General features: G+C 64.5%; 22 protein-coding genes and 1 pseudogene. 13 read left to right on the top strand and 10 right to left on the bottom strand.

The genetic code is table 11. The features are described from left to right. Positions 1-41 precede the first annotated feature (41 nt). Complete coding sequence (ptsP, locus tag GDN70_RS01290; protein WP_038950269.1) at positions 42-2309, bottom strand: phosphoenolpyruvate--protein phosphotransferase; 2268 nt, start codon at positions 2307-2309, stop codon at positions 42-44. Positions 2310-2681: 372 nt separating this feature from the next. Next, positions 2682-3938, bottom strand: coding sequence for an aspartate kinase (locus GDN70_RS01285; RefSeq protein WP_038950271.1), 1257 nt, complete (start codon positions 3936-3938; stop codon positions 2682-2684). Between the two features lie 147 nt (positions 3939-4085). Here GDN70_RS01285 and GDN70_RS01280 point away from each other — a divergent pair, with 147 nt between their 5' ends. The 4 genes and pseudogenes from GDN70_RS01280 to GDN70_RS01265 all read left to right on the top strand — a co-directional run bounded on the left by GDN70_RS01280 (position 4086) and on the right by GDN70_RS01265 (position 6880). Then, complete coding sequence (locus GDN70_RS01280; RefSeq protein WP_028141898.1) at positions 4086-4553, top strand: PH domain-containing protein; 468 nt, start codon at positions 4086-4088, stop codon at positions 4551-4553. Positions 4554-4567: 14 nt separating this feature from the next. Further along, a complete protein-coding gene (ubiG, locus tag GDN70_RS01275; RefSeq protein WP_161966326.1) occupies positions 4568-5341 on the top strand; it encodes a bifunctional 2-polyprenyl-6-hydroxyphenol methylase/3-demethylubiquinol 3-O-methyltransferase UbiG in 774 nt (257 codons plus the stop codon). A 100-nt stretch (positions 5342-5441) separates the two neighbouring features. Next, a pseudogene (locus tag GDN70_RS01270) lies at positions 5442-5716 on the top strand (GIY-YIG nuclease family protein). Positions 5717-5980: 264 nt separating this feature from the next. Further along, positions 5981-6880: an EamA family transporter gene (locus tag GDN70_RS01265; RefSeq protein WP_028141896.1), complete on the top strand. Its 900-nt coding sequence runs from the start codon at positions 5981-5983 to the stop codon at positions 6878-6880. Here GDN70_RS01265 and GDN70_RS01260 read toward each other — a convergent pair. From GDN70_RS01260 to GDN70_RS01245, 4 genes are read right to left on the bottom strand one after another with little or no spacing between them, the layout of a single operon-like run. After that, positions 6877-7359, bottom strand: a complete 483-nt coding sequence (locus GDN70_RS01260) for a DUF1178 family protein (protein WP_038972803.1) — start codon at positions 7357-7359, stop codon at positions 6877-6879. The two genes, GDN70_RS01265 and GDN70_RS01260, sit on opposite strands and share 4 nt — an antisense overlap. Beyond that, complete coding sequence (locus GDN70_RS01255) at positions 7356-8234, bottom strand: carbon-nitrogen hydrolase family protein (RefSeq protein ID WP_038972802.1); 879 nt, start codon at positions 8232-8234, stop codon at positions 7356-7358. Before GDN70_RS01255 ends, GDN70_RS01260 begins: the two co-directional genes overlap by 4 nt. Beyond that, positions 8231-8506, bottom strand: coding sequence for a glutaredoxin 3 (gene grxC, locus GDN70_RS01250; RefSeq protein WP_028141893.1), 276 nt, complete (start codon positions 8504-8506; stop codon positions 8231-8233). The genes GDN70_RS01255 and grxC overlap by 4 nt, the downstream gene beginning before the upstream one ends. Before the next feature lie 35 nt (positions 8507-8541). After that, a complete protein-coding gene (locus GDN70_RS01245) occupies positions 8542-9351 on the bottom strand; it encodes a ComF family protein (protein WP_038972801.1) in 810 nt (269 codons plus the stop codon). Positions 9352-9576: 225 nt separating this feature from the next. On the opposite strand from GDN70_RS01245, the gene GDN70_RS01240 reads away from it, so the two are divergent. After that, the gene (locus GDN70_RS01240; protein WP_152102066.1) at positions 9577-10446 is read left to right on the top strand and encodes a methyltransferase domain-containing protein; all 870 of its coding nucleotides are present in this window, start codon (positions 9577-9579) and stop codon (positions 10444-10446) included. A gap of 134 nt (positions 10447-10580) precedes the next feature. On the opposite strand, the gene mutT is transcribed toward GDN70_RS01240, so the two are convergent. Further along, positions 10581-10991 (bottom strand): 8-oxo-dGTP diphosphatase MutT, encoded by a 411-nt coding sequence (gene mutT / locus GDN70_RS01235; protein WP_038972799.1) that lies wholly within the window; start codon positions 10989-10991, stop codon positions 10581-10583. Positions 10992-11127: 136 nt separating this feature from the next. On the opposite strand from mutT, the gene GDN70_RS01230 reads away from it, so the two are divergent. Continuing rightward, positions 11128-12453 carry a TadE/TadG family type IV pilus assembly protein gene (locus GDN70_RS01230; RefSeq protein WP_038972798.1) on the top strand — a complete coding sequence of 442 codons (1326 nt, stop codon included), beginning with the start codon at positions 11128-11130 and terminating at the stop codon, positions 12451-12453. 217 nt (positions 12454-12670) lie between these two features. Here the strand turns inward: GDN70_RS01230 and argJ are convergent, their stop codons facing one another. Together argJ and GDN70_RS01220 are read right to left on the bottom strand one after the other, a co-directional pair. Then, on the bottom strand, positions 12671-13912 hold the full coding sequence (argJ, locus tag GDN70_RS01225) for a bifunctional glutamate N-acetyltransferase/amino-acid acetyltransferase ArgJ (protein WP_038972797.1): 1242 nt from the start codon (positions 13910-13912) through the stop codon (positions 12671-12673). A gap of 104 nt (positions 13913-14016) precedes the next feature. Beyond that, positions 14017-14925 (bottom strand): peptidylprolyl isomerase, encoded by a 909-nt coding sequence (locus tag GDN70_RS01220; protein ID WP_028141887.1) that lies wholly within the window; start codon positions 14923-14925, stop codon positions 14017-14019. Positions 14926-15280: 355 nt separating this feature from the next. Between GDN70_RS01220 and secA the strand changes: the two genes are divergently transcribed. Then, positions 15281-18121: a preprotein translocase subunit SecA gene (gene secA / locus GDN70_RS01215; RefSeq protein ID WP_028141886.1), complete on the top strand. Its 2841-nt coding sequence runs from the start codon at positions 15281-15283 to the stop codon at positions 18119-18121. A gap of 481 nt (positions 18122-18602) precedes the next feature. Next, positions 18603-19067, top strand: coding sequence for a DUF6006 family protein (locus GDN70_RS35740; RefSeq protein ID WP_371731486.1), 465 nt, complete (start codon positions 18603-18605; stop codon positions 19065-19067). A 202-nt stretch (positions 19068-19269) separates the two neighbouring features. Here GDN70_RS35740 and GDN70_RS01210 read toward each other — a convergent pair whose 3' ends face one another. Continuing rightward, positions 19270-19713: a MarR family winged helix-turn-helix transcriptional regulator gene (locus GDN70_RS01210; protein WP_018320557.1), complete on the bottom strand. Its 444-nt coding sequence runs from the start codon at positions 19711-19713 to the stop codon at positions 19270-19272. Between the two features lie 37 nt (positions 19714-19750). Between GDN70_RS01210 and GDN70_RS34835 the strand changes: the two genes are divergently transcribed. From GDN70_RS34835 to GDN70_RS01190, 5 genes are all read left to right on the top strand, one after another. Next, a complete protein-coding gene (locus GDN70_RS34835) occupies positions 19751-20002 on the top strand; it encodes a hypothetical protein (protein ID WP_162130963.1) in 252 nt (83 codons plus the stop codon). Continuing rightward, entirely contained in the window at positions 19893-21077 is a 1185-nt protein-coding gene (locus GDN70_RS01205) for a substrate-binding domain-containing protein (RefSeq protein ID WP_038950277.1), read from the top strand. The genes GDN70_RS34835 and GDN70_RS01205 overlap by 110 nt, the downstream gene beginning before the upstream one ends. A 165-nt stretch (positions 21078-21242) precedes the next feature. Continuing rightward, entirely contained in the window at positions 21243-22757 is a 1515-nt protein-coding gene (locus GDN70_RS01200; RefSeq protein WP_152102065.1) for an amidase, read from the top strand. A gap of 36 nt (positions 22758-22793) precedes the next feature. Then, the gene (locus GDN70_RS01195; RefSeq protein WP_038972796.1) at positions 22794-23651 is read left to right on the top strand and encodes a branched-chain amino acid ABC transporter permease; all 858 of its coding nucleotides are present in this window, start codon (positions 22794-22796) and stop codon (positions 23649-23651) included. A gap of 2 nt (positions 23652-23653) precedes the next feature. Further along, positions 23654-24871: a substrate-binding protein gene (locus GDN70_RS01190; protein WP_028141882.1), complete on the top strand. Its 1218-nt coding sequence runs from the start codon at positions 23654-23656 to the stop codon at positions 24869-24871. Positions 24872-24874: the final 3 nt, after the last annotated feature.

Raw genomic sequence — 24874 nt, 5'->3', positions numbered from 1 at the left:
GGCGGAAGGAGGCGAGGCGGCAGGGAGCGGCGACAGGCCCGCTACAACGCCAGGCCTTCGGCCTCGGCGAATTCCGTCAGTTTCTGCCGGATCGAGACGCTGCCCGCCGGCGCGTCGAGGAGCGGACCGAGCACGGCTTCGGCCTTCTTTGCATCGAGATCGATGACCATGGCCTTGACCGGACCGAGCGCGGTTGCCGAAAGCGACAACGAGCGGTAGCCCAGCGCAATCAGCGCCAGCGCGCCAAGTGGCTTGGACGCCATCTCGCCGCAAAGCGAGAGCGACTTCTTCGCCGCCTGTGACTTGCGTGCGATCTCGCGCAGCGCGCGCAGGATCGGCGCCGACATGGTGTCGAAGCGCTCGGAGACCTTGGCATTGCCGCGGTCGACCGCGAACAGGAACTGGAACAGATCGTTGGAACCGACCGAGATGAAGTCGACCTTCTTCAAGAGCTCGTCGAGCTGATAGAGCAAAGCGGGGACCTCGACCATGGTGCCGATGTCGATACGCTCCGGCAGCGTGTGGCCGTGCTGGCGCAGATAAGTGAGCTCGCGTTCGACCAGCGCCTTCGCCGAATCGAATTCGGCGACCTCCGAGATCATCGGGAACATGATGCGCAGCGCGCGGCCGCCACCGGCGCGCAGCAGCGCGCGGATCTGGCCGCGCAGCAGGCCGGGACGATCGAGCCCGAGCCGGATCGCGCGCCAGCCGAGCGCGGGATTTTCCTCGATCACGGCTTCCATATAGGGCAGCGCCTTGTCGCCGCCGATGTCGAGGGTGCGGAAGGTGACGGGCTTGGTGCCGGCCGCATCCAGCACGGTGCGATACAGCGCCAGCTGGTCGCTGGTGCGCGGCAGGCTCTGGCCGACCATGAATTGCAGCTCGGTGCGAAACAGGCCAATGCCGGCGCTGCCGGTGTCCTCGATATGCGGCAGGTCGATGGCAAGGCCCGCGTTGATCATCAGCTCGACCTTCTGGCCGTCCCTGGTGACGCAGGGCAGGTCGCGCAGCGCCAGATATTGCGCCTGGCGGCGGGCGCGGAAGCGCACGCGCTCGGCGAAGGCCGCCTCGACTTCCTGCGAGGGGCGCACATAGATCGAACCGGAGGTGCCGTCGACGATGATGGCATCGCCGGGATCGGCAATGCCGGGCGCGTTCGGCACCTCACCGACCGCGGGGATGCCGAGCGCGCGCGCCACGATCGAGACGTGGGAGTTGGCGGTGCCTTCCTCCAGCACGATGCCGCGCAGGCGCTTGCGGTCGTAGTCGAGCAGCGCCGCCGGGCCCATCGCGCGGGCGATGACGATGGCGTTGTCGGGCAGCTGCTCGCGCGAGGGTGCGTGGTCCTGGCCGACCAGCTGCCGCATCAGGCGGTAGCCGAGATCCTCGAGATCGTGCAGCCGGTCGCGCAGATAGGGGTCGGTCGAGCGCAGCATGCGCGCGCGGGTGTCGGACTGCACGCGCTCGACGGCGGCTTCCGCTGTGAGGCCGGTGGCGACCGCCTCGTGCAGCTTGTGCGACCAGCCCTGGTCGTTGGCGAACATGCGATAGGCTTCCAGCACCTCGCGATGCTCGCCGCCCTCGGCGACGTCGCCGCGCTCCAGCATGCGGTCGAGATCGGCGCGGAGCTTGGCCAGCGCGGTGTCGAGCCGCTTGATTTCCTTGGGCAGGTCCTCGGCGATGTAGTCCTTGATGACGACGCGCGGCTCGTGCAGCACGACATGGCCGAGCGCGATGCCCTCCGACAGGATCGCGCCGACCTTCTGCGCGGAATGGCGCGCGGCAGGCTCCAGCCCCGGCTGGGCCAGCGCGGACAGCTCGCCGGAGGCGATCAGCTCGGCCAGCACCATCGCGGTGGTCTGCAGCGCCTCGAGCTCCTCCTCGACATAGTTGCGCTTGGCGCGGTTCTGCACCACCAGCACGCCAAGCGTGTTGCCGGCCCGCAGGATCGGCACGCCGAGGAAGGAGTGGTAGATTTCTTCGCCGGTCTCCGGGCGGAACGAGAAGGCCGGGTGGGTTTGCGCATCGCTCAGGTTGAGCGGCGTCGCCTCGCTGGCGACGAGGCCGACCAGGCCCTCATGGGCGCTCAGCACGGTGTGATGCACGGCCTCGCGGTTGAGGCCTTCGGTGGCGTAGAGCTCCAGCGTGTTGTCGATGCGCAGCACATAGACCGAGCACACCTCGGCCACCATGTTGGCGGCGATCAGCACCACGATCTTGTCCAGCCGCTCCTGGGCCGAGACCTGTTCCGCCATGGTTTCGCGGAGCCGTCTCAACAAGACGCGGGGACCTCCCGACGCGCTCCGCATGTCCCGTCAATCTCCTCCGTGTGCCCGGCCCGGCCGTATCGGCCGGCGGCTGGCCTAAAATTCCAGAAAAACAACCAATTTGTTTGTCCGGCGCCGGCACAAGCCCAAAATCCACTGGAGATTTAGCGCTTGCACCGAATCAGCGCCGCCTAACTGGGACACAGTCTGCGGCAGCCCACCCTGTTCGCCGTATAGCGAATTGAGGCTTGTTTTGCCAAGCAAAACGCCTGCCAAACGCGAAGGTGTGTACACCTTCGCGTTTGCTGCGACCGCTAAGAGAAAATTAGTCCAGGCATGGTCCGGAAAGTGCGAAACGGTTTTCCGGAAAGACCATGCTCAAACAACAACCTGAAGCGCGACGATGGTCGCGTTTCAGGCCTGATCGAGACCGTAGAGCGTGTGCAGGGTGCGCACCGCGAGCTCGGTATAGGCGGTATCGATCAAAACCGAGAATTTGATCTCGGAGGTTGTAATGGCCCGGATGTTGATATTCCGTCCGGCGAGGGCCGAGAACGCCTGGGCGGCGACGCCGGCATGGCTGCGCATGCCGCTGCCGATCACCGAGATCTTGGCGACGTCGGTGGCGGTATCGAGCCGCGCGTAGCCGATCTTGCCCTTGGCGGCGGTAATCGTGTCCTTGGCGCGGGTATAGTCGGCCGCCGGCACCGTGAAGGTGAGGTCGGTCGTCTTGCCGTCCTCGGAGACGTTCTGCACGATCATGTCGACGTTGATGTTGGCTTCTGCCAGCGGGCCGAAGATCGAGGCCGCAACGCCCGGCTTGTCCTCGATCTGGCGCACCGAGATCTGGGCCTCGTCCTTGGAGAAGGCGATACCAGTGACGACGTGGCTTTCCATGATCTCCTCCTCGCTGCAGATCAGCGTGCCGGGCGGCTGGTTGGCATGCGGGTCGATATCCTCGGGCTTGTCGAAGCTCGAGCGGACGAAGATCGGCATGTTGTGGACCATGCCGAGTTCCACCGAGCGGACCTGGAGCACTTTCGCGCCCTGGGAGGCCAGTTCCAGCATGTCTTCGAATGCGATCTTGTCGAGCCTCTTGGCCTTCGGCACGATTCGCGGGTCGGTTGTGTAGACGCCGTCGACGTCGGTGTAGATGTCGCAGCGGTCGGCCTTGACGGCGGCGGCGATCGCCACGGCCGAGGTGTCGGAGCCGCCGCGGCCGAGCGTGGTGATGCGGTTGGTCTTCGGGTCGATGCCCTGGAAGCCGGCGATGACCGCGACTTCCTTGCGATCCTTGAAACGGCTGATGATCTCGCTGCCGTCGATGTCCTCGATCCGGGCCGAGGCGTGGGCGTCGCTGGTCTTGATCGGGATCTGCCAGCCCTGCCAGGAGCGGGCCTGGATGCCCATGCCCTGAAGCACGATGGCAAGCAGGCCGGATGTCACCTGTTCGCCGGAGGCGACGACGGCGTCGTATTCGCGCGCGTCGTGCATCGGCGAGGCCTCGGTGCACCAGGCCACCAGCTCGTTGGTTTTGCCGGACATCGCCGAGACGACCACGGCCACTTCGTGGCCGGCGTCGACCTCACGCTTCACATGGCGTGCGACGTTGCGGATACGTTCGATGTTGGCGACGGATGTGCCGCCGAATTTCATCACGAGGCGGCTCATGACGACGCGTGCATTCCCTCATAAGGATAAGTATGGTGACCCGCGCGAGGCGATGCCGCAGGCCCGACCGCGCGTATACAGAGGGGCGGGGCCGGGGGCAAGCGGGTTCCTGCTGCGGCCAATCCGGGCAATGGGTTATCAGAGGTTATGGCGCGCTATATTGACGAAATCCTGCAGCCCGGGGAGCGGGTGCTGTATTCGACCAATGCGCATTGGATCTTCTATTTTCCGGCGATTTTGGCCTGGATCGCGGCTTTGGGCCTGCTGATCCTGTCGCGGCAGGCGGCCGTCGACTGGCTCGTTTTGCTTTGCCTGGGAGCCGCAAGTGTCGCGGCGCTGGCGGCCGTGTATTGGACCCTCAAGGGCTGGTTCCACCGCTTCACCACCGAGACCGACGTCACCAATCTCAGGGTCGTGCACAAGACCGGCTTCATCAAGCGCCGCACCTTCGAGATGGCGCTCGACAAGGTCGAGAGCGTCGATGTCGATCAGACCATCCTTGGACGTATTCTCAACTACGGCGACGTGACGATTCGCGGCGTCGGCGAGGGGATCGAGACGATCAAGACCATCGCCTCGCCGCTCGCCTTCCGTAGTTCGATCACCACGCGGTAGGACCGCGCGTAACCATGAGCATGCAGCAAAATACTTCTCTCTCCGCCAGCCCGCAGCCGGGCTCGACCGTCGACGCCGCCGAGATCGCAAAATTCTCGAAGCTCTCGGCGGAGTGGTGGGACCCCAACGGCAAGATGGCGCCGCTGCACCGGATCAACCCGCTGCGGCTCGGCTACATCCGCGACGCCGCCTGCCGCAAGTTCGAGCGCAACGTGCGCAGCCTCAACTGCCTCGGCGGCCTGCGCGTGCTCGACATCGGCTGCGGCGCCGGCCTGTTGTGCGAGCCGCTGTCGCGGCTGGGAGCGCAGGTCATCGGCGTCGACCCTTCCCAGAGCAACATCGCCGCGGCCAAGCTGCACGCCGACAAGGGCCATCTTGCGATCGACTACCGCTGTACCACGGTGGAGGAGATCGACCCGCGCGAGCGCTTCGATATCGTGCTGGCGATGGAAGTGGTCGAGCACGTCGTCGATGTCGGCGTCTTCCTGAAGCGCTGCGCCGCGATGCTGAAGCCGAACGGCCTCATGGTGGTCTCGACGCTGAACCGCAACTGGAAGAGCTTCGCGCTCGCCATCGTCGGCGCCGAATACGTCCTGCGCTGGCTGCCGCGCGGCACCCACGAATGGAACAAGTTCGTCACCCCCGACGAGCTGACAAAATACCTGCTCGACAATCGCCTCGTCATCACCGAGCAGACCGGCGTGGTCTACAGCCCCTTCGCTGACAAATGGACGCTCTCGTCGGACATGGACGTGAACTACATGGTGGTGGCGGAAGGGATGGTGTGAGTGTGATGCGAGTTGCGACTCCTCTGCCGATGTCGTCCCTGCGAACGCAGGGACCCATAACCACAGGCCCGTCTAGTTAGCCCAATCAGGCGCCCCGAGCATGTACTACGTCTACATCCTCGCCAGCCGCCATCATGGGACGCTCTACATCGGCGTAACCAACTCTCTCCAGAAACGCCTGGAGCAGCACCGCGCCGGCAAGGGCTCGGAGTTCGTCAAGCGCTATGGCGTGCACCGCCTCGTCTACACCGAATCCTTCGAGCGAGCGGAATTGCCCGCGAAAAACAGCTCAAGCGCTGGAAGCGCGACTGGAAGATCGAGCTGATCGAGCGCGATAATCCCGAGTGGCGGGATCCAAGTGATCTGTTGGTTTGACGGTGTGACGCGGCCCAGAAAATGCTGTCGTCCCTGCGAACGCAGGGACCCATACCGCGTGATCTGTCGGTGGGGCGCGGTGTTGGATGCGCGGGCTGGCAGTCGTCGCAAAACTGCTCCCTGGGGTTATGGGTCCCTGCGTGCGCAGGGACGACACCGAGTTTGTGGCGAGAGCATCGCTCCCATGACGTCCGTGTGGTTGACCGCGCTGGCCTCAACTTGCAGGTTGGCCGCAGTTATTTCCCGCTAATGCCCGCCCACCCCATGCTCACCATCGCCAGCCTCTGGATTCCCTTCACCCTCGTTGCTGCGCTCGGCCAAGTCGCGCGCAATGCGATGCAGCGGTCGTTGACGAAGCCGCTGGGGACCTGGGGCGCGACCAATATCCGCTTCCTGTTCGGCTTCCCGTTTTCGGTGCTGTTCCTCGGCGTGGTGCTGGTCGCCACCGGCGATCGTCTGGGCATGCCGCCGACCGTGTTCTGGCCGTGGCTCTTGCTCGGCGCGCTCAGCCAGATCGTCGCCACCGGCCTGATGCTGCTCGCCATGAACGATCGCTCCTTCGTGGTGACGACGGCGTACCTGAAGACCGAGGCGATCCAGACCGCGATCTTCGGTTTCGTCTTCCTCGGCGATCACCTGACCTGGCTGAAGGTGCTGGCGATCGTGATCGCGACCGTCGGCGTCGTCATCACCGCGCTCAGGCCCGGCGGCGAGAAGAGTTTTGCCGAATTGAAGCCGACCATCACCGGCCTCGTTGCGGCTGCCGCGTTCGCGCTGTCTGCGGTTGGCTTTCGCGGTGCGATCATCAACGTTCCCGGCGTCTCATTCGTGACCTCGGCCTCGTTCACGCTGGTGCTCGGCCTGTTCGTGCAGACGCTGGTGCTGACGATCTATCTGCTCTGGCGCGCGCCAAAGGTGCTGCAGGCGATCCTCGGCCTGTGGAAGCCGTCGATGCTGGCCGGCTTCATGGGCGCCTTCGCGTCACAATTCTGGTTCCTGGCGTTCGCGCTGACGGCCGCCGCCAATGTCCGCACGCTCGCTCTGATCGAGGTGCTGTTCGCGCAAGCGGTGGCGTATTATTCGTTCAAGCAGCCGATCGCGCCGCGCGAGCTTGCAGGTATCGCGCTGATCATCATCGGTGTGGCGGTGCTGGTGGGGGCCTAATTCCGGTCTTCCGGCAATGTCGGCAGCGGCGACACCTCGATGCCCTCATCGATCAGCGACTTCGCCTCCTCCGGCGAGGCCTCGCCGTAGATCGGACGGTGCTCCTTGTCGCCGTAGTGCATCGCGCGGGCTTCATTGGCGAAGCGCTCGCCGACATTGTCGGCGTTCTTCACGATGTGATCGCGCAGCTCCTTCAGCTTGGTGCGCAGCTCTTTCTCCTGCGCCAGCATCAGCGAGGTCGGTCCTGATGGTGTTGCCTCGGGCGTGGGGGCAGCCGCCGGTTCCGGCGGTGGCGCCGCGCGCCCACGGCCCTTCTTGCCGACGATGCGCGGGGCCATGATCGCCTTGTCGACCTTGGCGGAGCCGCAGATCGGGCAGGTCACGAGCTTGCGCTTGACCTGCGAATCATAGGCCGACGAGCTCTGGAACCAGCTCTCGAAGCCGTGGTCGCGGTCGCAGCGAAGCGCGTAGCGGATCATGCCGATCCCCGCACGAGGTGCAAATGATCCGGCCCAGCCTTGGGATCGGACACGCCGAAGCGGCGGCCGTGCTGGAGCGAGGGAATCGCGCGGCGGGCAGTCTCGACCTTGGCCGGGTCGATCCTGGCCATGATGATGCCGGGCTCGACATCGCCCTCGGCGAGAATCTCGCCCCAGGGATCGACGATCAGCGAATGGCCATAGGTCTCGCGCTTGTTCTCGTGGGTGCCTGCCTGGGCAGCTGCGAAGATGAAGCAGCCGGTCTCGATCGCGCGCGCGCGCAGCAGCACGTGCCAGTGCGCTTCGCCAGTCTTGCGGGTGAAGGCCGAGGGCACGGTGATGAAGTATGCACCGCTCTCGGCGAGGGCGCGGTAAAGCGCGGGAAAGCGCAAATCGTAGCAGATCGTCAAGCCCACCCGGCCCCACGGCAGGTCGGAGATCACCGCGGTCTCGCCCGGCTGGTAATTGGCGGATTCGCGATAGCTCTCGCCGTCCGGCAGCTCGATATCGAACATGTGGATCTTGTCGTAGCTCGCGAGCACATTGCCCTCGGGCCCGATCAGGAAGGAGCGGTTGACCGCCTTTTCGGCTGAGAAGCGCAGCGCCAGCGAGCCGACATGGAGATGGATCTTCAGTTCCGCCGCGAGCGCCCGGTAGGCCTTCAGCGAAGTGTCGTCCTCCTCGCTCTGCAGATGCTCGAACAGCGCCTTGCGGTTCAGTTGCATCATGTTGCTGACTTCGGGCGTCTGCACGTAGTCGGCGCCGCCCGCCGCAGCCTGCCGGATCAGCTTCGTGGCCTGTTCGAGGCTGGGCCCGGGCATCAGGCCGGTGCGCATCTGCACCATGGCGGCCGTGAAGGTGCGGTTCTCGCTCATGACACCGCCTTCACGCTGTCCAGCATGCCGTCGAGCTTGCCTTCGCGATCGAGGGCGTAGAGATCGTCGCAGCCGCCGACATGGGTTCCGCCGATCCAGATCTGCGGGAAGGTCGAGCCTTCGCCGGCGCGGTCGTACATCTCGTCCCGCCAGGAGGGGTTCTTGGCGACGTCGAATTCAGTAAAGGTCGCCTTCTTGCGGGTCAGCAGGGACCTCGCCGCGGAACAATAGCCGCAGCCCGGCCTGGTGTAGATCTCGACAGCAGCAGTCATGGCGTCCGGCGCTCTCATCTCATGAAGTCATTGAATTATATGGGACGGGGGCCGCTCTCGACAACCCGGGCGAAGACCAGCACGTCGACCTGGGCGGCCTTGGCCCGGAGCAGGACCCGCGCGCAGGCATCCAGCGTCGCCCCCGACGTCAGGACGTCGTCGATCAGGACAATGCGGCGGCCCTGGATTTCGGCCTGACGGTCGGGAGATACCTGGAACGCGCCCTGCACATTGGTGGCGCGCTGGGCCCGCGACAGGCCGATCTGCTGCTCGGTGGCGCGCACCCGGCGCAGCACCGCAGCCCTCGCCCTGACACCGCTCTGCCGCCCGATGATCTGCGCCAGGGCCCCGGACTGGTTGTAGCGGCGGCGCCAGGCCCGCCGCCAATGCAGGGGCACCGGCACCAGCATGTCGGCCCCGGCCAGCAGCTCGCCGCCCGCGCGCGCCATCCAGCGGCCCATGGCGGGCGCCAAATCGGTGCGGTCCTGGTATTTCAACGCATGCACCAGCGTGCGCGCGACGTCGTCATAGCGCACGGCCGCGCGGGCGCGCTGGTAGGCCGGCGGGCTCGCGATCGCCTCCATCGACAGCATGTCGGGGCCGGGATCATAGACGAAGGGAATGCCGAGCCGCGGGCAGTAGGGACGTTCGATGAATGACAGCCGCGCCCAGCACGAAGCGCAAACGCCCTCGCCATCGACCGGTTCGCGGCAGGACACGCACTGCGTCGGCAGCGCGATGTCGAGCGCGAGCCGTGCCGCGCGCGACAGCGCGTGGCGGCCGGCCGTCCACGCCGCCCGGAAGGGGGCGGCGATGGAACGGGTGGGGGCGGCGTCGGCGTCCATGCGGGAAGGCTAGCGTTCTGAGGCTCCGGGCTCAAGCCACGCTCTCGTGCCCCGGACGCAGTGCAGCGCCCCCGGCGATGCGAAGCATCGTCCGGTGCGGTGCGCTGCAGAGCCGGGGCCCATCTCACGGCATCGTCCGGTGTTGGTGTCTGGGTCCCGGCTCTGCGCAGCAGCGCAAGAGCGCTGCGGCGCGTCCGGGACACGGGAGCGATTGCCAGAACCAGCATGATCGGCGTAACCAGCGGCATGGTTCAGTCCCCGCAAACCCCGCCCGCTCTGTTCGATCGCGCTTTGCTGCAATCGCGGCAGCGGCGTGCGCAGACACAGGGCGAGGTGACCTTCCTGCTTGATCGCGTCGCCGAGGACATGTCCGACCGGTTGGCTGCGGTGATGCGGGAGTTTCACGCGGCGGTCGATCTCTGGACGCCTGGTGAGGGGCTGGCGGCGTTGCGCACGCGCCTGCCTTCCCTCCAGCGGATCGCGCTCGATGCTGCGGGTTCAGAGACGCTGCCCTTCGCGCCCGAAAGCCTCGATCTCGTCGTCTCCGCGCTGGCGCTGCAATTCGTCAACGATCTGCCGGGCGTGCTCGCGCAAATCCGCCGCGCGCTCAAGCCCGACGGCCTGCTGCTCGCGGCGATGATCGGCGGCGACAGCCTGACCGAGCTGCGCCAGGCCTTTGCCGCCGCGGAAGCCGAATGCGAGGGCGGCGTTTCGCCGCGCGTCGCGCCATTTGCTGACCTGCGCGACATCGGCGCGCTGTTGCAGCGCGCGGGCTTTGCGCTGCCGGTGACCGACGTCGACCGCGTCGTGGTGCGCTATTCCAACGCATTCGCGCTGATGCAGGATCTCCGGCGCATGGGCGCTGCCAATGTGCTGATCGAGCGGCGGCGAACACCGAGCCGGCGCGCGACGCTGCTGCGGATGGCCGAGATCTACACCGAGCGCTTTGCCGATGCCGACGGCCGCATCCGTGCGACCTTCGACATCATCTGGCTCGCCGGTTGGGCCCCGCATGCGAGCCAGCAGCAGCCGCTGAAGCCGGGATCGGCGAAAGCGAGCCTGGCGGAGGCGGTGAAGAAGGCGGGGAAAGAGTGATGCGTGTCCCGGACGCGCTGCAGCGTGAAACGCTGCTGCGCAGAGCCGGGACCCAGCTCCGCGGCAAGCGTGGGCCCCGGCTCTGCAGCGCATCGCTGAAGGAGCGCCGCGCTGCGTCCGGGGCACAGTGCATCTCACATCAATAGATCAATCAAATGCGGGATCAGCGGAATGTCTGCGGGCGGCATCGGGTAGTCGCGCAGCTTGTTGGCACGGACCCAGGCCAGGGTCTGGCCTTCGCGCGGCGTCACCTGTCCCTCCCAGCGCCGGCAGACATAGAGCGGCATCAGGAGGTGGAAGGTCTCGTAGCCGTAGCTCGCGAAGGTCAGTGGGGCCAGGCACGGCTCGGCGACGGTGATGCCGAGCTCCTCGTGCAGCTCGCGGATCAGGCTCTGCTCCGGCCGCTCGCCTGGCTCGAGCTTGCCGCCGGGAAACTCCCAGAGGCCGGCCAGCGTCTTGCCCGCGGGGCGCTGCGCGATCAGGACGCGCTTGTCGGGGTCGATCAGCGCGCAAGCCACAACCAGTGTCAGTTTCAGATCGGCCATACGTGATGTCGCTCGCTGAAGATCATCCGCAACGGTTTATTAACCCTATTGCGGCCCATGTTTTCGAGGTTCCCATAAGTCATATTTAATCGACGGTTCCTAGAGTGGAAACGCATAAACCACTCGGGCCCAAGCCATGCGCGCTGCGCTTTCCACCATCATCCGCCGGTTCGTCCAAGACCGGCGCGGCAATATCGCGGTGATCTTCGCCCTCGCCTGCGTCCCGTTGATCACGGCGGTCGGCTGCGCGGTCGACTACTCGCGCGCGACGCAGACCCGGGCCAAGCTTCAGGCCGCGGCCGATGCTGCCAGCGTCGGCTCGATCGCCAAGGCATCGCCGGCCTTCAAGGCCGCCGGCTCCATGACGTCGGATGGCTCGATCTCCGTGGGCGTCACCGACGCCCAGAACATCTTCGACGCCAATCGCGCCAATCAGACCGGCTACACTCTCAACAGCGTCACGCCGACCGTGGTCAAAACCGGATCGACCGTCACCTCGACCGTCGCGTTCAACGCCACCGTGAACACCATGTTTCTCGGCCTGATCGGCAAGACCGCGCTGACGCTGACCGGTACGTCGAAAGCGACGGCCAGCATGCCGCTCTATATCGATTTCTACCTGCTGCTGGACAATTCGCCGTCGATGGGTGTCGGCGCCACGCCGACCGACGTGCAGACGATGGTCAACAACACATCGGACAAGTGCGCTTTCGCCTGCCACGACCTCAAGGACAAGAACAATTACTACGACCTTGCCAAAAAGCTTGGCGTGACCACCCGGATCGACGTGCTGCGGACCGCAACGCAGTCGTTGATGGATACTGCGAGTGCGACTGAAACCTATTCAAACCAGTTCAGAATGGCGATCTACGATTTCGGCGGCTCCGCAAGCACGCTCGGCCTGCGCAATCTGTTTTCGTTGTCGGGCTCTCTCTCCAGCGCCAAATCGGCGGCGGGTAATATCGACCTGATGTCGGTGAACGGTCAGAACGAGAATAACGACCAGGACACGGCATTCACCGCGATATTCCCTGCGATCAACGGCGAGATCAGCTCCCCCGGAACCGGCACGTCGTCCAGCCCGCTCAAATATCTGTTCTTCGTCTCTGACGGGGTCGCTGACGAGAGCAACACCGGATGCCTGAAACCGCTCTCCGGCACCACGCGGTGCCAATCGCCGCTCAATGCTGCGCTCTGCAAGACGATGAAGGACCGGGGCGTCAAGATTGCCGTGCTGTACACAACGTACCTCGCGCTGCCCACCAACAGCTGGTACATGAAATGGGTCGCTCCGTTCAATACCGGCCCCTACGGGCCGTCGCCCAATAGCGAGATCGCGCAGAACATGCAGAGCTGCGCATCGTCCGGGCTCTATTTCGAGGTGAGCCCGACGCAAGGCATCTCGGACGCCATGAACGCGCTGTTCAAGAAAGCGGTCGCGGACGCGCGGATTTCAGGGTGATTTGAAGCACGGCTCTCGCGCTCTCTTACCGTCACCCTGAGGTGGCCGTTCCTTCAGCGGCCCTCGAAGGGCGACGGCCCGGCTCTCTCCACGCGGCTGTAGCGGTGGCCGTGCATCCTTCGAGGCTCCCGATGGGGCGCTTCGCGCCCCATCACTCGCACCTCCAGCGACAATGGCTTCGCCATTGCGCGGGGATGACGGTCTGAGAGTAGCGAAACTACGACCTGTAATCGCCGTTGATCGCGACATATTCCTTGGTGAGGTCGCAGGTCAGCACGCGGTCGCGGCCCTTGCCGAGGCCGAGCGAGACCTTGATCGCGATCTCCGGGGCCTTCATCGCTTCCGAGACCTGCGCCTCGTCATAATCCGGATCGCGCGCGCCGCTCTTGGCGACGCGGATGCCGTTGAAGGAAATCGAAAGCTTGTCGCGATCGGCCGGCTCGCCGGCCTTGCCGACTGCCATCACGACGCGGCCCCAATTGGCGTCCTCGCCGGCGATCGCGGTCTTGACCAGCGGCGAGTTGGCGATCGACATCGCGATCTTGCGCGCGGAGGCCTTGGTCTTGGCGCCCTCGACAGTGATCTCGACCAGCTTGCGCGCGCCTTCGCCGTCCCGGGCCACTTGTTCAGAAAGATTGGCGAGCACCTGGTTGAAGGCTTTGACGAAGGCCTTCAGGCGCGGATCGCTGGCGCGGCTGATCTTCGGTGCGCCGTGCTCGGCGGCAGCGCCGGTGGCGAAGGCCAGCAGCGTGTCCGACGTGGACGTGTCGCCGTCGATCGTCACCGCGTTGAAGGTGTCCTCGACGCCGCTCTTGAGCAGCGCCTGCAAGGCCGCGGGCGCGATCGGTGCGTCGGTGAAGATGAAGGACAGCATCGTCGCCATGTCGGGGGCGATCATGCCGGCGCCCTTGGCCATGCCGTTGATGGTGACCTTGGCCTTGCCGAGCTTGACGGTCGCGGTCGCGACCTTCGGGAAGGTGTCGGTGGTCATGATCGCCTTGGCCGCAGCGAGGTAGTCGCCGGGCTCGGCGGCTTCAGCCAGTCGGCCCAGCACGCCGTCGAACTTGGTCGCGTCCAGCGGCTCACCGATCACGCCGGTCGAGGCCAGGAAGATTTCGCCCTCGCTGCATCCGACCGCCTTGGCCGCGATCTTCGCGGTCAGCGCGGTGGAGGCGCGGCCGGTCTTGCCGGTGAAGGCATTGGCGTTGCCGGAATTGACCACCAGCGCGCGCGCCTTGCCGCCTTTCAGCTTGGCGCGGCACCATTCCACCGGTGCGGAGGGGCATTTCGACTTGGTGAAGACGCCGGCGACCGCGGTGCCCTTGTCCATCACCGCCAGCAACACGTCGGTTCGGTTCTTGTAGCGGATGCCGGCTTCGGCCGTCGCGAGACGGATGCCCGCAATGGTGGGCATGTCGGGAACTGTTTTCGGGGCGAGCGGGGAGACGGAGGAGGACATCGCGGGGCGCCTTGGTGGGATCTGAATATGCAGATGCCCGGCGCGGGGGCCGGGCATCACGAAGGCTTAGATACTCTTCACGTCACCGAAGTGACAGCGAATTCTTACTTCTTTGCAGGCGGCGCCATCTTGCTGTCGGAGGGCTTCGCCGCATCCGCCGGCTTGGCGTCCGCCGCCGGCTGGTCCAGCCGCTCGACCTTGGCTTCGGCGCGCAGCTTGGCGACGTAGTCGGCCTGGGCCTTGCGGGTGACGTACTGCTCGATCTGGGCCTTGACCTGCTCGAAGTCCGGCGCCTTGCGGTTGCGCTTTTCCTCGACCTTGATGACGTGCCAGCCGAACTGCGACTTGACGGGGTCGGAGATCTTGCCGGGCTCGAGCGCGAAGGCGATCGTCGAGAATTCCGGCACCATCTGCTCCTTGGTGAAGAAGCCGAGATCGCCGCCGTCGGCCGAACCCGGATCCTTGGACTTCTTCTTGGCGAGCTCGGCGAAATCGGCGCCCTTGTCGAGCTCGGCCTTCACCGCCTTGGCCTCGTCCTCGGTCTCGACCAGGATGTGGCGGGCGCGCACTTCCTGCTCGCCGGTGATCTGCTTGGAGGCCTCTTCATAGACCTTCTTCATGGCGTCGGGGGTGGTGGCGGCCTTGCCCTCACCCGCGAGCAGGCTGTCCATCAGAAGCCGGTTGCGGGCGAATGCCAGGCGCTTCTTGAATTCCTCGCTATCGGCAACCTTCTTGTCCTCGGCAGCCTTGCTGACGATTTTCATGTCGATCAGGAAGGACAGGACGTTCTCGTCCTTGGTCGCCGGGTCCATCTGGGCGAGGCTCGGCCCGAGCTCCTCCTCGGCCATGGCGACGTCGCTCTTCTTGATTTCAGCGCCATTGACCTTCGCCAGCACCGGATCGTCGGCGGCCCGGCCGGGACCCGCGATCAGCGCCAGCGCAAGGCAGCCCACGAGGGCGGTGGCGAGGCCGAAGCGCAGGCCGGTTTTGGTTACCGGGAACGAGGTGGTCATGGAAAATCCTTATGTTGAAGCAGGGGGCTGCTCGAGCGGGGCGGACACTCGCCCAATACAGGGGGGCTTGGCAACGCGAAAAGTCTGTCAAAATGATGAATTAGCCGCAATGCGCCCGCCGTTGACAAGGCCCTGACCGGGCCATATCTCTGCCCGGTCGCGACCATGGCGATGGCGTTTATTTTGCTGCGTTTTTGGCCGTTGAACCCAGACTTGCCCAATTCCCACCCATATGGCGGATGACCCCCCCGCAGTCCGGGCTCTGACGCCATCAGGCGTCACGGTGAGTTGATAGGCAGGCGGGTGACAACTTCTTGGCTGCAACGCGTTTGAATCGCGAACACAGGAACTAGGCATGATCGGCGCGCTCGCCCGCAAGTTTTTCGGCTCCGCCAACGACCGGCGGGTGAAGGGATATCAGTCCCGCGTCAACGCGATCAACGCGCTGGAAGGAGAGGTCTCGCAACTCTCCGACGAGGCGCTCAAGGCCCGCACCGCCGACTTCAAGAAGCAGCTCGCCGAGGGCAAGACGCTGGACGAGCTGCTGGTCCCCGCCTTCGCCACCGTGCGCGAGGCCGCCAAGCGCACGCTCGGCCAGCGCCATTTCGACGTCCAGCTGATCGGCGGCATGGTGCTGCACGAGGGCGATATCGCCGAGATGAAGACCGGCGAAGGCAAGACGCTGGTCGCAACCCTCGCGGTCTACCTCAACGCGCTCGCCGGCAAGGGCGTCCACGTCGTCACCGTCAACGACTACCTCGCCCGCCGCGACTCCGGCTGGATGGGCCAGATCTACGGCTTCCTCGGCATGACCACCGGCGTGATCGTGCACGGCCTCGACGATGCCGAGCGCAAGGCGGCCTATGCCTGCGACATCACCTACGGCACCAACAACGAATACGGCTTCGACTATCTGCGCGACAACATGAAGTACCGGCTCGAGGACATGGTCCAGCGCCCGCACTTCTTCGCCATCGTCGACGAGGTCGATTCCATCCTGATCGACGAAGCGCGCACGCCGCTGATCATCTCCGGTCCGCTCGACGACCGCTCCGATTTCTACAACACCATCGACGGCTTCCTGCCCAAGCTCGACAAGACCGACTACGAGGTCGACGAGAAGCAGCGCACGGTGACGCTGACCGAAGCCGGCATGGAGAAGATCGAGACCCTGCTGCGCGATGCCGGCCAGCTCAAGGGCGAGTCGCTCTACGACGTCGAGAACGTCTCCGTCGTGCACCACATCAACCAGGCGCTGCGCGCGCACACGCTGTTCACGCGCGACAAGGACTACATCGTCCGCGACGACGAGGTCGTCATCATCGACGAGTTCACCGGACGCATGATGCAGGGCCGCCGCTATTCCGAGGGTCTGCACCAGGCGCTGGAAGCCAAGGAGCACGTGCAGGTTCAGCCGGAAAACCAGACCCTGGCCTCGATCACTTTCCAGAACTATTTCCGGATGTACGAGAAGCTCGCCGGCATGACCGGCACGGCGTTGACCGAAGCCGACGAGCTCTTCGACATCTACAAGCTCGAAGTCGTTGAGATCCCGACCAACGTGCCGATCGGCCGCCTCGACGAGGACGACGAGGTTTATCGCACCCACAAGGAAAAATACGCGGCCATCCTCGCCGAGATCGAGCGGGCCAATTCGCGACTCCAGCCGGTGCTGGTCGGCACGGCGTCGATCGAGAAGTCGGAAGTGCTGGCCGAGTTTCTCAAGCAGAACGGCTACAAGCAGATCGATTTCGGCAAGGAGAACGCGCTCGACAAGCTCTACGCTGCCGCGCGCGCCGGCAAGCCGGCGAAACTGTTCGCGGTGCTGAATGCGCGCTTCCACGAGCAGGAAGCCTATATCGTCGCGGAAGCCGGCGTGCCCGGCGCGATCACGATCGCGACCAACATGGCCGGTCGCGGTACCGACATCAAGCTCGGCGGCTCGCTCGAGATGCGCATCCCGAAGGAGACCGCGGGCATCGAGGACGAGGCCGAGAAAGCCAGGAAGATCGAGCAGATCAAGGCCGACGTCGAGCGCTTCCGCGACATCGTGCTGAAGGCTGAAGAGATCGTCGAGATCGAGCCGGCGAAGGGCAACAAGCCCGCCAAGACCGTGACCAAGCCCGGCGGCCTCTACATCATGGGCTCCGAGCGCCACGAATCCCGCCGTATCGACAATCAGCTGCGCGGCCGTTCCGGCCGTCAGGGCGATCCCGGCCGCTCGAAATTCTTCCTGTCGCTGGAAGACGATCTGATGCGCATCTTCGGCTCGGATCGCCTCGACAGCATGCTCCAGCGTCTCGGCCTGCAAGAGGGCGAGGCCATCATCCATCCCTGGATCAACAAGGCGCTGGAGAAGGCGCAGCAGAAGGTCGAGGCGCGCAACTTCGACATCCGCAAGAACCTCCTGAAGTTCGACAACGTCCAGAACGACCAGCGCAAGGTGATCTTCGACCAGCGCGTCGACCTGATGAAGGACGAGAGCGTCGCCGAGACCGTCACCGACATGCGTCACGCCTTCATCGACGACCTCGTCGCCAAGCACGTGCCGGAGCATGCCTATGCCGAGCAGTGGGACGTCGCCGGCCTGAAGGACGAATTGAAGCGCGTGCTCGATCTCGACCTGCCGGTCGACGAATGGGCCAAGGAAGAAGGCATCGCCGACGAGGAGCTGCTCACGCGCATCGAGACCAAGGCCGACGAGCACATGGCGGCCAAGGTGGCGCAATGGGGTCCCGACGTGATGCGTTACGTCGAGAAGACCATTTTGCTTCAGACGCTCGACCATCTCTGGCGCGAGCATCTGATCATGCTCGACCATCTGCGCCAGGTCATCGGGCTGCGCGGTTACGGCCAGCGCGATCCCTTGCAGGAGTACAAGACCGAAGCCTTCAATCTCTTCCAGGAGATGAGCGCTCACTTGCGCGAGGCGGTCACGGCGCAGCTGATGCGGGTCGAGATCGTCCCGCCGGAGCAGGAAGCGCCCGTGCTGCCGCCGATGGAGGCGCACAAGTTCGACCCGAACACCGGCGAGGACGAAATGGCGCTCGCCAGCGTCACGCTCGGCGCTCAGGCCAGCGATGCAGCGTTGCGCGATCCGAAGAACCCGGCAAGCTGGGGCAAGGTCGGCCGCAACGAGGATTGCCCGTGCGGCTCAGGCAAGAAGTACAAGCACTGCCACGGGCGGTATGCCTGATCGATGATCTCAATACCCAGCGAACTCGCGGTGCTGTATTGGCCTTCGAGTTCGCGAGGGATTGAAATGCTTCCGATCCATCTGGTGCCTGCTGATCTTCAGGTGCATCACGAATGGTAGGCACACGCCATTGAGGATGGCTGGCTCACATTTGTCAGGGGGGCTGGCTTCCGTCACGCGCGGCTGAGCACGCTTTGCCCACCTGGCAACCAGCCCCGACGTTGAGCGAACAGGTACTTGGCCCGTTCATCACCCTCGTGAGAAGCATCGCCCTGTTCCATGCGCGTGGCCTGCAGCGCCTGTTCCTTTGGTCACTCCCGGGTGCCGCTGCAGCAGATTGTCGGCGGCCACTCGCTCGTCCGGCTGCGCAGCTGAAGCCTGGAAAGCCGACGGTCAAAGCGCGGCATCGTGTCTCGGAGATCGCCTTCGGGTAGACCATCCAATATTTTGCCACTGCTCATTGTGATCTGGATCACCTCTAATGAGCTCAATCCGTGTTTTGATTGAATCGCACGGGGGCCAAAAATTGGGAGCCAGACAAATGTCCAAACGCGTGCTGCCAACCACCTTGTGTGTTCTTGCCCTGAGTTTCTACGCTTGCGGTCCCGCCCCTGCGAGCCAAGTGGGCGGATGGTGGGGCGGAACATGGTCGTGCAACATAGACGGCCGGTCGGCCCGGATGAAATGGGCCGCCGTTGATGACAGTCAGACAAGCTGTAACGGCGACACTTGCACCACCAGCTCCGGAGCACGCTGGGCAGGCAGCTTCTCGGATAATGGCTCGCGATGGGTGAAGTTAACAAATCCACGCAGCGGAACGCAGGGCGGCGTGTACTTCAACCATGCCGACGGCAATAAATGGTATTTAGCCAAACCGGTCAGCAACAAGTCCGCGGGCTGGACGACATGGAACGGCCAACGCTATCCCCTCTCGTGCTGGCGATGATGCAATTATGCGGCGCCTGCTCATTCTCCGCCTGGACGCGAGGGCGAGCCTTGAGAACTGAATAAGGCCTGGTGAGCTCTGTGAACGCCACCAATGCCAGCGTGACCAACGCGCGTGCTTTCATGGAGGTCCTCTCTCCATGCATTGAATGGCAGATGAGTGTGTCGGCTTCGCAGGGCCCCCACGCTCCAATTCACGAGGTCTAATTCGAGCTGTCGATCAAGCTCTCCAGCAGCCGCTTGAGCTCGCTCGTCGACTTGTCACCGTAGCTCTCCAGGATGTGCTCCTCCTGGTCGACCGCGAGCGAGTTGAGCTTCTTGCACAACACTTTGCCGCGGTCGGAGATGAACATCAGCACCTTGCGGCGGTCGCCCGGGTCCTGCACGCGATAGACCAGCGTGTCGGAGACCATGCGGTCGATCATCTTGGTCAGCGTCGGATGGTTGAGCAGCACGGCGCCCGCAAGCTCGCCCATCGAATGGCCGTTGCCATCGGACAGCACCTTCAGGATGCGCCACTGCTCGACCGGCACGCCTTCCTTGCTCAACCGCAGCTCGAGCTGCCGGTTGATCTCCCGGTTGGCTTGCGCGAGCAAATAAGCGAGGTGTTCGGTGATCGGGGTGTTTTCTTTCGACGGTTTTGCCACGGCTAAGACTTTGTCTTGACCTAATTGAGTGAATGTCTTGCAATCGATGCTGCATCTATATGCACTTCAATTCTTGAATATTCAATATTTTCAAAATAGGATCATTGCACAACAAAAGGGCGGAAGCCGCGGCCGCCTGCTCAATGTGCTTTCAGGTCTGGTGCCAGACAGGAGTTGGCGTGCGCGCGACGGTAAACTTCCCGGCTCATGGCGGTCCGGCGTTGCCACCGTCTTTGCTGTTCAGGAATCTGTCGTCCGCGGCAGCGGATTTCGACCTGTCGCCGTTTGACACGCATGTCATGAAACGCCGCGGCGCGCGCAACAAGCTGCGCATCGGCAATTTCCTCACCTTCACCGGCTCGCCCGGAATCTGGGGCCCGACCTCCACCAACAGCGCCATGCTCGCGGTCGCCGAGATCAACAAGCGCGGCGGCATCCTGGGGCGCGAGCTCGAGCTCTCGATCTACGATTCCGGCGGCCCGATCGAAGACGTCGTGCAACGCGCCGAGCAGGCGATCGCCTTCGACGAGGTCGACCTGATCATGGGCTCGCATATCAGCGCCGTCCGTGTTGCCCTGCGCAAGGTCACCGGCAACCGCATCCCCTACATCTACACTCCCGTCTATGAAGGCGGCGAGCGCACGCCGGGCGTGATGGCGATCGGCGAGACGCCGCGCTGGCAGAGCCGGCCGTCGATCCACTGGCTGGCGGACGTCAAGAGGGCGGCGCGCTGGTACCTGATCGGCAGCGACTATGTCTGGCCGTGGCAGTCGCATCGCGCGGTGAAGCGCTACATCAAGGAGGCCGGCGGCCAGGTCGTCGGCGAGGAATTTGTCCCCGTCGGCGAGGACAATCACGAGCCGCATCTGGCGCGCATCCGCGCCGCCAAGCCGGATGTCGTGCTGATCTCGCTGATCGGCACCGACAGCATCACCTTCAATCGCGCCTTCGCGGAAGCCGGCCTTGCGACCTCGACGCTGCGGCTTGCCGGCGCGATGGACGAGACCGTGCTGCTCGGCATCGGCGCCGACAACACCGAGAATTTGTTCTGCGCCTCCGGCTATTTCAACTGTATGGCCTCGCGTGCCAATGACGAGTTCCTCGGTGGCTACCAGGCCATGTTCGGCCCGCACGCGCCGCCGGTCGGCTCGGTCGGCCAGTCGAATTATGAGGGGTTGCGGTTCCTGGAGTCGGTGGCCAATCGTGCCGGGTCGCTGGCCTTTCGTCCGCTGCTGAAGGCCGCACGCAACACCGTTTACTCGGCGGGCCGCGGTCCCGTGGTTCTTCGCGACGGGCGCGCCGAGATGCCGATGTACCTCGCTGAAGCCGACGGTCTCGACTTCAAGATCATCAAGACGCTTTGAGGGGCGGCTGTTGATACGTCGCAGCGGCTTCGCGAAATAATACTTGAAAAGGAAAATATTTCCGTCTGTAATATCGACGCGAAGCCGAACGGGCCGCGCTTGTGCAAGCGCGACCGCGAGACTCCGTCCAACGCCAGGGATCAAGAAGCCTCAGAGGAGAGCGCCGTGATAGTTGTCCTTCCCACCCCCGCCCAATTGCGCAGTGTCGCCGAGCAATGCGGCCTTTCGCTCACCGATGACGACGTCGCCTCGTTCCGCGGCCTGATGCAGGGCTCGATCGAGGCCTACAATCTCGTTGCCGCGATGCCGGACGAGGTGCCCGAGGTGAAATATCCGCGCACCCCGGGCTATCGCCCCTCGGCTGAGGAGAACCCCCGCAACGCCTGGTATCGCAAGTCGACCGTGAAGGGCGCCGCGAGCGGCAAGCTCAAGGGCAAGACCGTCGCGCTGAAAGACAACATCATGCTGGCCGGCGTTCCCATGACGAATGGCTCGTCGACGCTGGAAGGCTATGTCCCCGATTTCGACGCCACCATCGTCACGCGCATGCTGGATGCCGGCGCCGAGATCGCCGGCAAGGTGCATTGCGAGCACTTCTGCCTGTCCGGCGGCAGCCACACCGGGTCCTACGGGCCAGTGCACAATCCACACAAGATGGGCTACTCGGCCGGCGGATCGTCGTCGGGCTCGGGCGTCGTGGTCGCGCTCGGCGAGGTCGACATGGCGATCGGCGGCGATCAGGGCGGCTCGATCCGCATGCCGGCCTCGTTCTGCGGCATCTACGGCATGAAGCCGACCTGGGGTCTCGTGCCCTATACCGGCATCATGCCGATCGAGATCTATGTCGACCATACCGGGCCGATGACGGCGACGGTCGCCGACAACGCGCTGCTGCTCGAAGTGCTCGCCGGCGACGACGGCTATGATCCGCGCATCAAGTCGCCAAAGGTCGAGGAGTACACCAAGGCGCTCGGCCAGGGCGTCAAGGGCATGAAGATCGGCATCGTCAAGGAAGGTTTTGAACAGCCGGTTGCAGAAGCCGCCGTGAATGAAAGCGTGCGCGAGGCCGCAAAGCGCTTCAAGGATATCGGCGCCACCGTCGAGACGGTGTCGATCCCGATGCATCTCCTGGGCGGCGCGATCTGGACTCCGATCGGCACCGAAGGCCTGACCCAGACCATGATGTTCGGCGACGGCTACGGCCTCAGCCGCGGCGATCTCTATTCGACGTCGCTGATGGATTTCCATCGCGGCTGGCGCCGCCAGGCCGACTCGCTGTCCGAGACCACGAAATTGTTCATGATGCTCGGCACCTACATCAACAACAATTTCGGTCCCCGCTTCTACGGCAAGGCGCTCAACATCTCGCGGCGGCTGACCGCGGCCTACGACAAGGCGTTCGGGGACTACGATCTGCTGCTGATGCCGACCACGCCGATGAAGGCGACCAAGCTGCCGGAGCCCAATGCCAGCCGCGAGGAATACGTCGCCCGCGCACTCGAGATGATCTCCAACACCGCGCCGTTCGACATCACCCATCATCCCGCGATGTCGCTGCCCTGCGGCATGGTCGATGGCCTGCCGGTCGGGCTGATGCTGGTCGGCCGGATGTTCGAGGAATCCACCATCTACCGCGCCGCGCACGCCTTCGAGCAGATCGGCGACTGGAAGAAGATGTGAGCGGGGCCTCAGTGAAGACGAGCGGAACAGCAAAGCATGGCTAACGCGTTCGTCGCGGCGTTCGAGATCCTGAGCTTCGGTGCGATCATCGTCCTGATCGTGCTGGGGCTCGGGATCATCGCCAGCATGATGGGCATCTTCAACTTCGCGCAGGGCGAGTTCGTCCTGCTCGGGGCCTACATCACCTATCTCGCCTACGCCAAGGGCCTGCCGATCTGGGCCGGCATGGTCGCGGCGCCCTTCGTCGTCGGCGCGCTCGGCTTCGTGCTGGAGGCGTTGATCATCCGGAGATTCTACGCCGCGCCGATCGTGGCGATGCTCGGCACCTATGCGCTCGGCCTGATCATCCGCGAATCCGTGCGCGGCCTGATCGGCGGCTTCTATCTCACCGTGCCCGAGCCGATCGGCGGCTCGATCGACATCGGCGCCATGCACATCTCGGCCTGGCGCTTCACCATCATCATCATCACGCTTCTGGTGATGGCCGGCTGCTATCTGCTGCTGTCGCGCACCAACTTTGGTCTGCGCATGCGCGCCACGCTCGAGAATCCATCGCTGGCGCGGGCCTCGGGCATTTCCACGCCCCTGATGTACGGCGCCACCTTCGCGTTCGGCTCCGCGCTCGCCGGCCTTGCCGGTGCGCTGATCGTCCCGGTGTTCAGCCTCTACGCCGATCTCGGCCTGCGCTTCCTGATCCAGGGGTTCGTCGCGGTCATGGTCGGCGGCGTCGGCTCCTTCATCGGGCCGGTCGCGGGCGCCGGTGTCATCGGCACGCTCAGCGCCGCGCTGCCCTGGGTAATGGCGCCCGTCGTCGCCGACGTGCTCGTCTTCGTCCTTGCCATTGTCTTCATCAAATTCCGCCCGCAGGGCCTCATCGCTGGAAAAGGGGTTTAGTCATGTTCGATCGCACGCAGCTCTCACGTCGCCGCTTCCTCTCCAATTTTGCCTTTGCCTCCGGCGCGGTCGCAACCGGGGTCGGCAGCTGGGTGATTCCGGCGCCCTGGGCCAATGCCGCAGAGGCTCCGATCAAGGTCGGCATCGCGACCGACCTCACCGGCCCGATCGCCTATGCCGGCAATGCCGACGCCAACGTCGCCAAAATGGTGATCAAGGAGATCAATGCCGCCGGCGGTCTGCTCGGCCGTCCGGTCGAGCTCTACATCGAGGACACCGCCTCCAACGAATCCGTCGCCGTCGGCAATGTGCGCAAGCTGATCCAGCGCGATAAGGTCGACATGGTCTTGGGCGGCATCACCTCCTCGATGCGCAACGCGATCAAGGATCCCATCGTGGCGCGCGGCAAGACGCTCTACATCTATCCGCAGCTCTACGAGGGCAAGGAGTGCACGCCCTATCTGTTCTGCACCGGGCCGACGCCGGCGCAGCAATGCGACGAGTTCATCCCCTGGCTGATCAAGAACGGCGGCAAGAAGTTCGCGCTGCCGAGCGCCAACTACGTCTGGCCGCACACGCTCAACGTTTATGCCCGCAAGGTGATCGAGGCGAATGGCGGCGAGGTCGTGTTCGAGGAATACTACCCGCTCGACCAGGTGGATTTCTCCGCGACCGTCAACCGCATCATCTCCAACAAGGTCGACGTCGTCTTCAACACCGTCATCCCGCCGGGCGTCGGCCCGTTCTTCAAGCAGCTCTATGAAGCGGGCTTCCTCAAGAACGGCGGACGGCTCGCCTGCGTCTACTATGACGAGAACACGCTCAACATCAATCAGGCCGCGGAGATCGAGGGACTCGCCAGCTGCCTCGACTATTTCAAGGTGTTGACCAAGGAGAACCCGTTCGACGCCAAAATCCAGGCGGCCTACGAGAAGGATTTTCCCGGCAACTTCCTGTTCGCCGCCGGCAGTGCGGCGACCGGCACCTATCGCGGCCTGAAGCTGTGGGAGGCCGCGGTGAAGGAAGCCGGCAAGATCGATCGTGAGTCTGTCGCCGCGGCGCTCGACCATGCCAAGATCGCCGAAGGTCCGGGCGGGCCTGCCGAGATGGTGCCGGGCAAGCGGCACTGCAAGATGAAGATGTACACCGCGGTCGCCAAGGGCGGAAACTACGAGATCGTCGGGCGCAGCAACGGCCTCGTCGATCCCAAGGAATGCTGAAGT

The organism is Bradyrhizobium sp. TM102 (assembly GCF_009176685.1).
GTDB lineage: Bacteria > Pseudomonadota > Alphaproteobacteria > Rhizobiales > Xanthobacteraceae > Bradyrhizobium > Bradyrhizobium ottawaense.
The sequence above is the reverse complement of the archived record's forward strand: the minus strand, read 5'-3'. Positions and strand labels throughout refer to the sequence as shown.

Excerpts from the sequence above, each read along its gene's own strand:
- ptsP (WP_038950269.1), bottom strand. The coding sequence starts at position 2,309 with ATGCGGAGCGCGTCGGGAGGTCCCCGCGTCTTGTTGAGACGGCTCCGC.
- GDN70_RS01285 (WP_038950271.1), bottom strand. The coding sequence starts at position 3,938 with ATGAGCCGCCTCGTGATGAAATTCGGCGGCACATCCGTCGCCAACATC.
- GDN70_RS01280 (WP_028141898.1), top strand. The coding sequence starts at position 4,086 with ATGGCGCGCTATATTGACGAAATCCTGCAGCCCGGGGAGCGGGTGCTG.
- ubiG (WP_161966326.1), top strand. The coding sequence starts at position 4,568 with ATGAGCATGCAGCAAAATACTTCTCTCTCCGCCAGCCCGCAGCCGGGC.
- GDN70_RS01265 (WP_028141896.1), top strand. The coding sequence starts at position 5,981 with ATGCTCACCATCGCCAGCCTCTGGATTCCCTTCACCCTCGTTGCTGCG.
- GDN70_RS01260 (WP_038972803.1), bottom strand. The coding sequence starts at position 7,359 with ATGATCCGCTACGCGCTTCGCTGCGACCGCGACCACGGCTTCGAGAGC.
- GDN70_RS01255 (WP_038972802.1), bottom strand. The coding sequence starts at position 8,234 with ATGAGCGAGAACCGCACCTTCACGGCCGCCATGGTGCAGATGCGCACC.
- grxC (WP_028141893.1), bottom strand. The coding sequence starts at position 8,506 with ATGACTGCTGCTGTCGAGATCTACACCAGGCCGGGCTGCGGCTATTGT.
- GDN70_RS01245 (WP_038972801.1), bottom strand. The coding sequence starts at position 9,351 with ATGGACGCCGACGCCGCCCCCACCCGTTCCATCGCCGCCCCCTTCCGG.
- GDN70_RS01240 (WP_152102066.1), top strand. The coding sequence starts at position 9,577 with ATGATCGGCGTAACCAGCGGCATGGTTCAGTCCCCGCAAACCCCGCCC.
- mutT (WP_038972799.1), bottom strand. The coding sequence starts at position 10,991 with ATGGCCGATCTGAAACTGACACTGGTTGTGGCTTGCGCGCTGATCGAC.
- GDN70_RS01230 (WP_038972798.1), top strand. The coding sequence starts at position 11,128 with ATGCGCGCTGCGCTTTCCACCATCATCCGCCGGTTCGTCCAAGACCGG.
- argJ (WP_038972797.1), bottom strand. The coding sequence starts at position 13,912 with ATGTCCTCCTCCGTCTCCCCGCTCGCCCCGAAAACAGTTCCCGACATG.
- GDN70_RS01220 (WP_028141887.1), bottom strand. The coding sequence starts at position 14,925 with ATGACCACCTCGTTCCCGGTAACCAAAACCGGCCTGCGCTTCGGCCTC.
- secA (WP_028141886.1), top strand. The coding sequence starts at position 15,281 with ATGATCGGCGCGCTCGCCCGCAAGTTTTTCGGCTCCGCCAACGACCGG.
- GDN70_RS35740 (WP_371731486.1), top strand. The coding sequence starts at position 18,603 with ATGAGCTCAATCCGTGTTTTGATTGAATCGCACGGGGGCCAAAAATTG.
- GDN70_RS01195 (WP_038972796.1), top strand. The coding sequence starts at position 22,794 with ATGGCTAACGCGTTCGTCGCGGCGTTCGAGATCCTGAGCTTCGGTGCG.
- GDN70_RS01190 (WP_028141882.1), top strand. The coding sequence starts at position 23,654 with ATGTTCGATCGCACGCAGCTCTCACGTCGCCGCTTCCTCTCCAATTTT.